The organism is Cupriavidus sp. JZ107 (genome assembly GCF_053903255.1).
Genome location: NZ_CP096481.1, coordinates 2,446,987 through 2,458,837, shown reverse-complemented (window position 1 = coordinate 2,458,837; position 11,851 = coordinate 2,446,987). Strand labels below are relative to the sequence as shown.

Sequence of the window (11,851 nt, the reverse complement as noted above, 5' to 3'; positions counted from 1 at the left end):
CGCGAGCCGGGCGTCACGGCCGGGTATCGAACAAAACCTCGAATCCGGCCGCCGCCTCTGTGCCGCGAAGGGTTTTCTGCGGCACAATACGTGTCGCCAGATCGCTTGCCGGGCTATGCCCGGCAATTCTTTGCCTATAAAATAGTACGGTCGTTCGAAAATTCCGGGCGCCGCCGACCCGGTGGTTATAATGGCGAGCGAACCAAATTTCTGACAATCAGTGGAGTGAGCGCATGAAAGTACTCGTCGCAGTCAAGCGCGTGGTTGACTACAACGTCAAGGTCCGTGTGAAGTCCGATGGCTCGGGCGTCGACCTGGCCAACGTGAAGATGAGCATGAACCCGTTCGACGAGATCGCCGTGGAAGAGGCGGTCCGCTTGAAGGAAGCCGGCGTGGCCACCGAGGTCGTGGCGGTCTCCTGCGGCGTGGCGCAATGCCAGGAAACGCTGCGTACCGCGATGGCGATCGGCGCCGACCGTGGCATCCTGGTCGAGAGCGGCGAAGACCTGCAGCCGCTGGCGGTGGCCAAGCTGCTGAAGGCGCTGGTCGACAAGGAGCAGCCGCAGCTGGTGATCCTGGGCAAGCAGGCGATCGACGACGACTCCAACCAGACCGGCCAGATGGTGGCCGCGCTGGCCGGTCTGCCGCAGGCGACCTTCGCCTCGAAGGTCGTGATCGCCGATGGCAAGGCCTCGGTGACGCGCGAGGTCGATGGCGGCCTCGAAACGCTGTCGGTCAAGCTGCCGGCGGTGGTGACCACCGACCTGCGCCTGAACGAGCCGCGCTACGTCACGCTGCCGAACATCATGAAGGCCAAGAAGAAGCCGCTGGAAACCGTGAAGCCGGAAGACCTGGGCGTCGACGTGGCGCCGCGTCTGCAGACGCTGAAGGTCGTCGAGCCGCCCAAGCGCAGCGCGGGTGTGATGGTGCCGGACGTCGCGACGCTGGTGCAGAAGCTCAAGAACGAAGCCAAGGTCATCTAAGCGCGCCAGGAGATACGAACATGACTGCACTCGTCATTGCTGAACACGACAATCAATCGATCAAGGGCGCGACCCTGAATACCGTGACCGCCGCGGCCCAGTGCGGCGGCGACGTCCACGTGCTGGTGGCAGGCGCCAACGCCCAGGCCGCCGCCGAGGCCGCCGCGAAGATCGCCGGCGTCGCCAAGGTGCTGCTGGCCGATGCGCCGTACTTCGGCGAAGGCCTGGCCGAGAACGTCGCCGAGCAGGTGCTGGCGATCGCCAGCGACTACAGCCACATCCTGGCGCCGGCCACCGCCTACGGCAAGAACGTGCTGCCGCGCGTCGCCGCCAAGCTGGACGTGGCCCAGCTGTCGGACATCACCAAGGTCGACGGCCCGGACACCTTCGAGCGCCCGATCTACGCCGGCAACGCGATCGCCACGGTCAAGTCCTCGGACAAGATCAAGGTGATCACCGTGCGCGGCACCGCCTTCGACCCCGCCGCCGCGGAAGGCGGCTCGGCCTTGGTCGACACCGTGCCCGCCGTGGCCGATGCCGGCATCTCCCAGTTCGTGTCGCGTGAAGTCACCAAGAGCGATCGCCCCGAACTGACCGCCGCCAAGATCATCGTGTCCGGTGGCCGTGGCGTCGGCTCGGGCGAGAACTACACCAAGGTGCTGACGCCGCTGGCCGACAAGCTGGGCGCCGCGCTCGGCGCCTCGCGCGCCGCGGTCGACGCCGGCTTCGTGCCGAACGACTATCAGGTCGGCCAGACCGGCAAGATCGTCGCGCCGCAGCTGTACATCGCCGTCGGTATCTCGGGCGCGATCCAGCATCTGGCCGGCATGAAGGACTCCAAGGTGATCGTCGCGATCAACAAGGACGCCGAGGCGCCGATCTTCTCGGTCGCCGACTACGGCCTGGTGGGCGACCTGAACACCGTGGTGCCGGAGCTGGTGGCGGCGCTGGGCTGATTCGGAAGCCGTCCGCGGCGCCGCCCGGTGCCGCGGACGGACGAAGCCACGCAACACAAGAAAAAGAAAAGCCAAGACAAGCCGTTCCGGGCCCGCCCGCGAACGGCTTTTTTATACGCTGTATCGAACGGCCGCAGCGATCCGCGCGCCCTGCGCGACCTGTGCGACATATTGCGATAACGGAGACATCGATGACCTACCGCGCCCCGCTCAAGGACATGCTGTTCGCGATCAACGAACTGGCCGGGCTGGATGCCATCAGCCAATTGCCTGGCTTCGAGGAAGCGACGGCCGACACCGCGCAGGCGGTGCTCGAGGAAGCGGCCAAGTTCACCGAGCAGGTCGTCGCGCCGCTGAACCGGGCCGGCGACATCGAGCCGAGCCACTGGAAGGACGGCGCGGTCACCACCACGCCGGGCTTTCGCGAGGCCTTCCGCCAGTTCGGCGAGGGCGGCTGGCAGGGCGTGCTGCATCCGCAGGAATTCGGCGGCCAGGGTTTGCCCAAGCTGATCGCCACCGCCTGCAACGAGATGCTGAACTCGGCCAATCTGTCGTTCGCGCTGTGCCCGCTGCTGACCGACGGCGCCATCGAGGCGCTGCTGACCGCCGGCAGCGACGCGCAGCGCCAGGTCTTCCTGCCGAAACTGATCTCGGGCCAGTGGACCGGCACCATGAACCTGACCGAGCCGCAGGCCGGCTCCGACCTCGCCGCGGTGCGCACGCGCGCCGAGCCGCAGGGCGACGGCACCTACAAGCTGTTCGGCACCAAGATCTTCATCACCTACGGCGAGCACGACATGGCGGAGAACATCGTCCATCTCGTGCTGGCGCGGACGCCGAACGCGCCGGAAGGGGTCAAGGGCATCTCGCTGTTCATCGTGCCCAAGTTCCTGGTCAACGAGGATGGCTCGCTGGGCGCGCGCAACGACGTGCACTGCGTCTCGATCGAGCACAAGCTCGGCATCAAGGCCAGTCCCACCGCGGTGCTGCAGTTCGGCGACCACGGCGGCGCGATCGGCACGCTGGTCGGCGAGGAGAACCGCGGCCTCGAGTACATGTTCATCATGATGAATGCGGCCCGCTTCTCGGTCGGCATGCAGGGCATCGCGGTGTCCGAGCGCGCCTATCAGCAGGCCGTGGCCTATGCCCGCGAGCGCGTGCAGAGCCGGCCGGTCGACGGCTCGGCGCGGCAGGCGGTCACGATCATTCATCATCCGGACGTCAAGCGCATGCTGATGACGATGCGCGCGCTGACCGAAGGGGCCCGTGCGCTGGCCTACGTCGGCGCGGCGGCCTGCGATACCGCGCACCAGCATCCCGACGAGGCGGTACGGAGCGAGAACCAGGCGTTCTACGAGTTCCTGGTGCCGGTGATCAAGGGCTGGAGCACCGAGCTGTCGATCGACGTGACGAGCCTCGGCGTGCAGGTCCACGGCGGCATGGGCTTCATCGAGGAGACCGGCGCCGCGCAGCATTATCGCGATGCGCGGATCCTGCCGATCTACGAGGGCACCACCGCGATCCAGGCCAACGATCTGGTCGGCCGCAAGACCGTGCGCGATGGCGGCGCGGTGGCGCGCGGCATCTGCGCACGGATCGCCGAGACCGAGGCCGCGCTGGCCGCGCATGGCGGCGCGCCGTTCGCCGCGATGCAGGCGCAGCTGGCCAAGGGCCGCGCCGCGCTGGAGCAGGCGATCGACTTCATCGTGGCCAATGGCAAGACCGATCCCAACGCGGCGTTTGCCGGCAGCGTGCCGTATCTGAAGCTGTGCGGCATCGTGTTCTCGGGCTGGCAGCTCGGGCGCGCGATGCTGGCCGCCGATGCGCGGCGTGCCGAGGACCCGGCCTTCCACGAGGCCAAGATCGCTACCGCGCATTTCTTCGCCGAGCACGTGCTGTCGCAGGCCGGCGGCATTCGCGATGCCATCGTGTCAGGTGCGCCGGCGGCGCTGGCGCTGACCGAGGCGCAGTTCTGAAGGCGGTGGAGGTGGAAGCAATAAAAAAAGACGGCCGGTTGGCTGTCTTTTTTTTCGAGGGCGGTTCTGTCAGGCCGTCGCCGGACGCGGCGCCGGATGCCGTGCCGTCTGCTGCTGATAGCGCGCGACCGACAGATCGTCGGCGCGGATCGCCGGCGAGGCGCCCGACACCAGGTCGGCCAGCAACTTGCCCGAACCGCAGGCCATCGTCCAGCCCAGCGTGCCGTGGCCGGTATTGAGCCATAGCCCCTTGACCGGGGTCGGGCCGACGATCGGCGTGCCGTCCGGCGTCATCGGGCGCAGGCCGGTCCAGAACGAGGCCCGCGCCACGTCGCCGGCGCCGGGGAACAGATCGGTCACCACGTGCTCCAGCGTGCGCCGCTTGGCCGGATCCAGCGAGCGGTCATAGCCGACGATCTGCGCCATGCCGCCGACGCGGATGCGGTCGTCGAAGCGGGTGATCGCGACCTTGTAGGTCTCGTCCAGCACGGTCGACACCGGGCTGCGCGCGGCGTCGGTCATCGGCACGGTGATCGAGAACCCCTTCAGCGGATAGACCGGAATCCGCACGAAGTCCTTGATGAACGGGGTCGACCAGCTGCCCAGCGCGACCACCACGGCATCGGCGAAGATCGGCTCGCCGCCGACGATGGCGCCGGTCACCGCGGTGCCCTGGGTCATCAGGCTGTCGATCGACCGGTTGTACAGGAACTGCACGCCCAGGCCCTCGGCCATTGCCGCCAGGCGTTGGGTAAACAGCTGGCAGTCGCCGGTTTCGTCGTTGGGCAGGCGCAGCCCGCCGGTCAGCTTGTGGCTGACCGCGGCCAGCGCCGGTTCGCTCGCGGCGAGGTCCTCGCGCGACAGCAATTGATACGGCACGCCGGCTTCCTCGAGCACGGCGATGTCCTTGGCCGCGCCTTCAAGCTGCTCGTCGGTGCGGAAGACCTGCAGCGTGCCTTGCTGCCGGCCCTCGTAGGCGATGCCGGTTTCGGCGCGCAGCGCGCGGATGCAGTCGCGGCTGTACTCGGCCAGCCGCACCATGCGCTCCTTGTTGACCGCGTAGCGGTCGGCGCTGCAGTTCATCAGCATCTGCCACATCCACTGCAGCTGGAACAGCGTGCCGTCGGGCCGGATCGACAGCGGCGCATGCTGCTGGAACATCCATTTGATGGCCTTCAGCGGCACGCCGGGCGCGGCCCACGGCGAGGCATAGCCGGGGGAGATCTGGCCGGCATTCGCAAAGCTGGTGCCGAGCGCCGGCGCCGCTTCGCGGTCGATCACCGTGACCTGATGGCCGGCCCTGGCCAGGTACCAGGCGCTGGTCACGCCGATCACGCCACTGCCAAGAACGAGAACACGCATTGCGATGGACCCCAACCAGAATGACGATTGTATGAAGGTATATCCGCTATGGTATTGGATTCATTCCAGTCATAATTACCGAAAATTTGTCGTAAAAAGGAAATATTCATGAGAACGACCCGACAGCCGGTACGCGGCCTGGACCGCCTCGACCGCCGCATCCTGGCCCTGCTGCAGGCCGACGGCCGCATCTCGATGAAGGACCTCGCCGAGGCGGTCGGGCTGACCATCACGCCGTGCATCGAGCGGGTCAAGCGGATGGAGCGCGACGGTGTCATCATCGGCTACTACGCCCGCCTGAATCCGGCGCTGCTGGGCAGCGCACTGCTGGTCTTCGTCGAGATCACGCTGAACAACAAGGCCGGCAACATGTTCGAGCAGTTCCGGCGCGAGGTGCTGCGTATCCCCGAGGTGATGGAGTGCCATCTGGTATCGGGCGATTTCGATTACCTGATCAAGGCGCGCATCCGGGAAATCGGCGAGTACCGCCGGCTGCTGGGCGACATCCTGCTGCAACTTCCGGGGGCCGCCCAGTCCAAGAGTTATGTCGTGATGGAAGAGATCAAGGAGACGCTGGCCATCCCCGTCGACGAGAAGAGCCAGCCTGCATGAGATGAAGGACAACGCGCGCAACGGGCGCCACATCGGTCAGTACGATCCGGACCGGCCGGCGGATGACGTCCCTGACGAATCGGCGCCGCTTCGGCCGCCACTTCGGCCGCCGCTTCGAGCGCTGAAGGGCCGCGGTGCGGTCAGCAATCTGCAGGGGCGCTTCGAGCGGGATACCCGCGAGCCCTTCGACGATGGCTGGGGTCCGGCGGACATCGGCGAGCACGAGGCCATCGCGGGCGGCGAGGGCGGCGAGGGCGCCGCCGCCGAACCGGCGCCGCCGAAGCTGATCACCCGCGTCACGCAGGAGCAGGCGCGCTCGATCCTGAGCCGCAATTCGTCGCCGGACATCCCGTTCGGCGTCTCGCTGAACCCCTATCGCGGCTGCGAGCACGGCTGCATCTATTGCTTCGCGCGGCCGACGCACGCCTATCTCGACCTGTCGCCGGGCCTCGATTTCGAGACGCAGCTGTACGCCAAGACCAATGCCGCCGAGCGGCTGCGCGAGGCGCTGTCGCGGCCGTCCTACCGGTGCGAGCTGATCGCGCTGGGCGTCAACACCGACGCCTATCAGCCGATCGAGCGGACCCAGCGCATCACGCGTCAGGTGCTCGAGGTGCTGCACGAATGCCACCATCCGGTGGCGCTGATCACCAAGTCGTCGCTGATCGAGCGCGACATCGATCTGCTGGCGCCGATGGCGGCCCGGCGGCTCGCGGTCGCCGCGATCACGATCACCACGCTCGATGCCGAGATCGCGCGCACGCTGGAGCCGCGCGCGGCCACGCCGTCGCGGCGGCTGCGGACCATCCGCACGCTGTCGGAGGCTGGCATTCCGGTCGCGGTCAGCGTGGCGCCGGTCATTCCCTTCATCACCGAGCCCGATCTGGAGCGCATTCTGGAGGCCGCGCGCGAGGCCGGCGCCGTCTATGCGAACTACATCGTGCTGCGCCTGCCATGGGAGGTCGCGCCACTGTTCCAGCAATGGCTCGAGGCGCATTTCCCCGACCGGGCCGAGCGCGTGATGAATCGCGTGCGCGAGATGCGCGGCGGCAAGGATTACGATTCCGATTTCTCGACCCGCATGCGCGGCACCGGCGTCTGGGCGGACCTGATGCGCCAGCGCTTTCACAAGGCGGCCGAACGCCTCGGCTTTCGCTATCACCGCTTCGATCTGGATACCTCGCAGTTCGTCCCGCCCGCGCCGCCGGCGGGCGCGCGACGCGGCGCGCGTGGCGCCCGCAAGCCGGAGGACGACGCGCAAGGTTCGCTGTTCTGAACCTGCGGGTTTGTACAAGCCCGGCACGCTGTCCATAATGGCTGTTCGATCCGCCGCGCCTGCCCGTCCCGGCGCCGCCTTGGGGAAGCCATGATCCATCTGATGCAGCACGGCGGCCGTGCCTTCGATCCGGTCGTGATCTGGGGCGAGCTGGCCCAGCAGGCGCTCGCCGCCGGGCCGTATCCGCTGGCCGCGGCCACGCACCGTCGCCGTTTCGAGCACTACTACCGCTGGTTCCAGACCTGGCTTGCGCCGTTCGGCACGGCCGATTTCGAACTCGAGGATATCGAGGTCGACGGCGTGCGCACGCCGGTGGCCGAAAGCACGGTGTCCGTGACGCCGTTCTGCACGCTGCGGGCGTTCCAGTGTGCGTCGCCGTCCCGCCGCAAGCCGCGCTCGCGCGTGCTGCTGTGCGCGCCGCTGGCGGGGCATCGCGCGGTGCTGATGCGAGATACCGTCGCGGCGCTGCTCCCGCACGCGGACGTCTACGTCACCGACTGGGCCGATGCGCGCGATGTGCCGCGCGAAGCCGGCGCGTTCGGTCTCGACGACTACGTACTGTTGGTGGAGCGATTCATCCGCCAGCTCGATCCCGCCGGTCTGCATGTGCTGGCGGTCTGCCAGGCGACAGTGCCGGCGCTGGCCGCGGTCTCGCGCATGGCGCAGGCCGATGGCGCCGAGCCGGCGACGCTGACGCTGATGGGCGGGCCGATCGATGCGCGGCTGGGGCCGACCACGCTCGATCGCGTCGCCGCCACGCTGTCGCTGCCGTGGCTCGAGGCGACCGCGATCGATGTGGTGCCGAGCGGTTATGCCGGCGCCGGACGGCGCATCTATCCAGGCTTTCTGCAATATCCGGCGCTGGTCGCGGCGCAGCCGGACCGCCACGCGACGCTGATGTTCGACTGGCTATGCCGGCGCCAGGCCGCCGATGCCGATACCGCGCGCGAGATCGAGCGTGCCGTCGCGCAATACGGCGCCGTGCTGGACATGACCGCGGAGTTCTTCTTCGACACGCTGCGCGTGGTGTTCCAGCAGATGCTGCTGCCCAAGGGGGCGTGGCGGGTCGGCGGCGAGATGGTGCGTCCCGACAGTCTGCGGCGAACCCGCTTGCTGACGGTCGAAGCCGAGCGCGACGATATTTCGGGACCGGGGCAGACGCATGCGGCGCAGGGACTGTGCAGCGGCCTGCCGGCACGGTGCCGCGAACGGCTGACGATCGAGCGATGCGACCACTATGGCCTGTTCAGCGGCGCACGCTGGCGCGAGACGGTACACCCCGCGGTGCGCCACTGGCTGGCGGCGGCCTAGCTCATTGCCGGCCCGGCCGCACAGGGTTCGCCGCGGCAGGGGGACGCACTGCGCCTGCCCGCACCGGGCCGGCCGGCCGCGGCGCCATGTCGTCGTCCATCATCCTGCAGGCCAGATCCAGCGCCGCGACCGCGTCGTCGTGCGACAGGCCGGACGCGCGCATCAGTCTGACGGTCAACGCGGCCACCCGGCCCACTTCATAGCTGGGAACGTTCATGTCCACTCCTGGGGTTCACCGACCTGGCAAACAACGGGTTCAGTATGGGCGACGAATGCCGGAATGGGGTTGACGTGGATCAGCAAAACGAAGGGCGCACGCATGGCATGCCTGCTCGCCGCGGACGGTCTTCGTCGGTGTTATTGCGACAGCTCGCGCGCCGCTTCGACCTGCGACTCGAAGAACGTCTGGAAGCTGATGGCGAGCCCCGCCATCAGCAGGCCGGTGCCGATCAGCAGCGACAGGATCACCAGGATCACGACCGGCCAGCCGGAGCGGGTCGGCTCGCCGTCCGCATTGAAGCGCGCGTCCCAGCGCTCGTCCGGCCGCAGCCCGTAGACGATCGCCGCCAGGAAGGCGCTGATCACCGAGGCGCCGCCTGCCACCGCAAAGGTCCAGTTCAGCGCCGGCGCGCCGACGTGCAGCACCATCGAGGCGATGCCCAGCACGCCGGCCAGCGTGGCCAGCAGGTGCAGCCAGCCATAGCGGTCGCGCAGGCCGCCAAGATAGAAGCGGTGGGCACCGAGGCTGCCGAGCAGGAACGCCAGCGCCACGGTCAGCAGCTTCGATTTGCGCCTCGGCGCGCGGTCCATGCCGGCGGCGATGGCGGGAGAGGCGGGCGAGGCGGAGGACGGAGCGGCGGACATGGGCGTGGACGTTGGAAGGGAAAATCTGCCGAGATTCGGCCCGGGGCCGACAAGGGCACCGAGCCGGCGACCCTACGATGGAAGCGGGCAGTGCAGCGCACATTGTACGCCGCACCGCCCGCTTCGATGACCTGGTTGAAGGCCGGCGGATCGTGAGTCGACCACCGGCCGGGGGGCGCTGGTGCAAAACCTGCAATGACCTGTCTTGCAGCAGCGTCCGATGGCCGTCAGCGCGGCGCGTTCGACACGACGCCCAGCAGGACGCCGAGATTGGTTTCGCCGTACAGCACGGCAGCCAGAATTCCCATGAACAGCACGGTCAGAGTGAGCTGGCCCGCGTGTCGAGCCAGGTCGGTCAGCATGGATAGCATACGAACCTCGTCGGTGGTTGGACGAAGGCCGCGCCCATCGCGACACGATCCGAAGGAGAGGGCATGTCAGTGTGCGTTCGCCGCCTGCGATCGACGGCACGCTGCTGAACACCGGTCAGCGCCGGGCGGCAGCCAGGTGGCGGCGCAGCTTCGGCCGCCACAAGCTATTGGACCGTTGAAAGGGGGGTGGAGTTCCGGCGGGGAGTTTCGAGCCCATCGCGATCGGCGAAGGCTGCGGGAATCGCGCCAGCGATCCCGGCTGGAAGCGCAAAAAAGCGCCTGAACACGCGCGACAGCAAGGCGGCCGCGTTGGGGCGGCCGCTGATTGCAGTCAGGATGGGGAGGAGCGGGACTAGCGGGTGGTCTCGCGCCCGGAGCCTTGCCAGCCGGGTCCGACATTGGCGGGGCGATTGTCACCGGACACGCCGCTGCCGTTCTGCGCGCTGCGGTCGGAAGTCGGCGTACGTTCCGGAACCCCGCGTTCGGCGGGCGGGTTCGGGCGCCCGTTCAGCCGGCTGTCGGCGCGGGCACGCGCCTCCATCCGCTCGATCTGGGCACGGACGTGATCGGGGCTTTCCGCGCGCATCACGGTGCGTTCCATGCCGGTCGGCAGCAGGCGCGCACCGAAACCATCCCGCATGTCGGCGCCTTGCCGCGACCAGCCGCCCTGAGCATGGCTCAGGGCCGCAAGGCCGAGCACCGACGCCACCAGCACGGTGGCGGCCGCGGCGTCGCGCAGGAGAGAGCGGAAAAGCATGCGGAATCCCAGAGCCTTCGCTTGCTGTCGTTATCAAGAAGATTGGGATCATGGTACGCAGCGCTGCCAGCAGGCGCCTATGCCAATCCCGTTACCGGTGTAACGGATTGTTTCGCCTGCGAATGCGGTCTGTTCTCATCTCCGGCGCCGCCCGCGCGAGCGCCGCCCTCGACGGCGATCGACGGTCGTCGCCTCGGCTATGGCGCATAGCGGATGCGGTAGATTGCGCCGGCCATATCGTCGCTGACCAGCAACGAACCGTCGGGCGCGACCTCGACATCGGCGGGCCGGCCCCACGGTTGGCCGTCCTGCAGCCACCCCTGCGCGAACACCTCCTGCCTGACCGCCTTGCCGCTGTCGTCGAGCACCACGCGCGTGATGCGGTAGCCGATCCGTTCGCTGCGGTTCCAGCTGCCGTGTTCGGCGATGAAGATGTTGTTGCGATATTCGGCGGGGAACTGCGTGCCGGTGTAGAAGCGCATGCCAAGCGCGGCCACGTGCGGGCCCAGCCGGGCCACCGGCGGCTGGAACTCGGAGCAGGGACGCTGCTTGCCGAACTCCGGATCGCGCAGATCACCGGCGTGGCAATACGGAAAGCCGAAATGCAGCCCGGCACGCGGCGCCCGGTTCAGCTCGTCGGGTGGCTGGTCGTCGCCGAGCCAGTCGCGGCCGTTGTCGGTGAACCACAGCTCGCCGGTGGCCGGATGCCAGTCGAAGCCGACGGTGTTGCGCACGCCCTTGGCCACGACCTGCAGGTCCGTGCCATCCGGCTTCATCTTCATCACGTTGGCATAGCGGCCCTCGTCGCGCGTGCAGACATTGCAGGGCGCGCCGATCGGCACGTACAGGTAGCCGTCCGGTCCGAAGGCGATGAAGCGGCCGCCGTGGTGGGTCTCGCTAGGCAGCTGGTTGTTGATGACGACCGGCTTGGGCGGATTGGACAGCCGCTGTTCGATGCCGTCCAGCCGCAGGATGCGCGAGACCGACGAGGTATAGAGCGCGCCGTCGCGCCACGCGACGCCGATCGGCAGCGTCAGGCCGCTGACGACCGTATGGACCACCGGCTTGCCGCTGAGCGGCGCCTGCACCGCGTAGACCTTGCCGGCGCCGCGGCTGCCGACGTACAGTGTGCCGCCCGGAGAAAAGGTCATGCCGCGCGCCTCTGGCACGTCGCCGGTCAGCCGCTCGATGCGAAAGCCGGGCGGCAACTGGATCTGCTCCAGCGACTGGGCTTGCGCGCTCGGCACAATCGTCTGGAACAGCGCGGCGGCAAAGCCGGCCAGGATGGTGGAAAAGTGACTGAAGTAGCGCACGACCCCTCCTGCAATTGGTGTTTTTGCCACGATGCCGACGCGTGACGCGGCCGTCAATCGGCCCACACCG

12 protein-coding genes are annotated in these 11,851 nt (G+C 68.1%); 6 read left to right on the top strand and 6 right to left on the bottom strand.

What is annotated here, in order from left to right; all coding sequences use genetic code 11:
• Window positions 1-233: 233 nt before the first annotated feature.
• From M1D55_RS20805 to M1D55_RS20795, 3 genes are all read left to right on the top strand, one after another.
• Window positions 234-983, top strand: a complete 750-nt coding sequence (locus tag M1D55_RS20805; protein WP_456281722.1) for an electron transfer flavoprotein subunit beta/FixA family protein — start codon at window positions 234-236, stop codon at window positions 981-983.
• 20 nt (window positions 984-1,003) lie between these two features.
• Window positions 1,004-1,939: an electron transfer flavoprotein subunit alpha/FixB family protein gene (locus M1D55_RS20800; RefSeq protein WP_456281721.1), complete on the top strand. Its 936-nt coding sequence runs from the start codon at window positions 1,004-1,006 to the stop codon at window positions 1,937-1,939.
• A gap of 191 nt (window positions 1,940-2,130) precedes the next feature.
• Window positions 2,131-3,915, top strand: a complete 1,785-nt coding sequence (locus M1D55_RS20795; protein WP_456281720.1) for an acyl-CoA dehydrogenase — start codon at window positions 2,131-2,133, stop codon at window positions 3,913-3,915.
• Window positions 3,916-3,984: 69 nt separating this feature from the next.
• Here M1D55_RS20795 and M1D55_RS20790 read toward each other — a convergent pair whose 3' ends face one another.
• Window positions 3,985-5,277, bottom strand: a complete 1,293-nt coding sequence (locus M1D55_RS20790) for a D-amino acid dehydrogenase (protein ID WP_232204770.1) — start codon at window positions 5,275-5,277, stop codon at window positions 3,985-3,987.
• Between the two features lie 108 nt (window positions 5,278-5,385).
• Here M1D55_RS20790 and M1D55_RS20785 point away from each other — a divergent pair, with 108 nt between their 5' ends.
• From M1D55_RS20785 to phaZ, 3 genes are all read left to right on the top strand, one after another.
• The gene (locus M1D55_RS20785) at window positions 5,386-5,889 is read left to right on the top strand and encodes an Lrp/AsnC ligand binding domain-containing protein (protein ID WP_006577018.1); all 504 of its coding nucleotides are present in this window, start codon (window positions 5,386-5,388) and stop codon (window positions 5,887-5,889) included.
• A 1-nt stretch (window position 5,890) separates the two neighbouring features.
• Window positions 5,891-7,165, top strand: coding sequence for a PA0069 family radical SAM protein (locus M1D55_RS20780; RefSeq protein ID WP_456281719.1), 1,275 nt, complete (start codon window positions 5,891-5,893; stop codon window positions 7,163-7,165).
• A gap of 90 nt (window positions 7,166-7,255) precedes the next feature.
• Window positions 7,256-8,476: a polyhydroxyalkanoate depolymerase gene (gene phaZ / locus M1D55_RS20775; protein WP_064572968.1), complete on the top strand. Its 1,221-nt coding sequence runs from the start codon at window positions 7,256-7,258 to the stop codon at window positions 8,474-8,476.
• A gap of 1 nt (window position 8,477) precedes the next feature.
• Here phaZ and M1D55_RS20770 read toward each other — a convergent pair whose 3' ends face one another.
• The 5 genes from M1D55_RS20770 to M1D55_RS20750 all read right to left on the bottom strand — a co-directional run bounded on the left by M1D55_RS20770 (window position 8,478) and on the right by M1D55_RS20750 (window position 11,781).
• Window positions 8,478-8,693: a hypothetical protein gene (locus tag M1D55_RS20770; protein ID WP_006577015.1), complete on the bottom strand. Its 216-nt coding sequence runs from the start codon at window positions 8,691-8,693 to the stop codon at window positions 8,478-8,480.
• Window positions 8,694-8,833: 140 nt separating this feature from the next.
• Entirely contained in the window at window positions 8,834-9,340 is a 507-nt protein-coding gene (locus M1D55_RS20765) for a TM2 domain-containing protein (RefSeq protein ID WP_064572970.1), read from the bottom strand.
• A gap of 227 nt (window positions 9,341-9,567) precedes the next feature.
• On the bottom strand, window positions 9,568-9,711 hold the full coding sequence (locus M1D55_RS20760) for a hypothetical protein (protein ID WP_217435632.1): 144 nt from the start codon (window positions 9,709-9,711) through the stop codon (window positions 9,568-9,570).
• Between the two features lie 352 nt (window positions 9,712-10,063).
• Window positions 10,064-10,468: a hypothetical protein gene (locus tag M1D55_RS20755; protein WP_006577011.1), complete on the bottom strand. Its 405-nt coding sequence runs from the start codon at window positions 10,466-10,468 to the stop codon at window positions 10,064-10,066.
• 197 nt (window positions 10,469-10,665) lie between these two features.
• Window positions 10,666-11,781 carry a PQQ-dependent sugar dehydrogenase gene (locus M1D55_RS20750; RefSeq protein WP_231906240.1) on the bottom strand — a complete coding sequence of 372 codons (1,116 nt, stop codon included), beginning with the start codon at window positions 11,779-11,781 and terminating at the stop codon, window positions 10,666-10,668.
• Window positions 11,782-11,851: the final 70 nt, after the last annotated feature.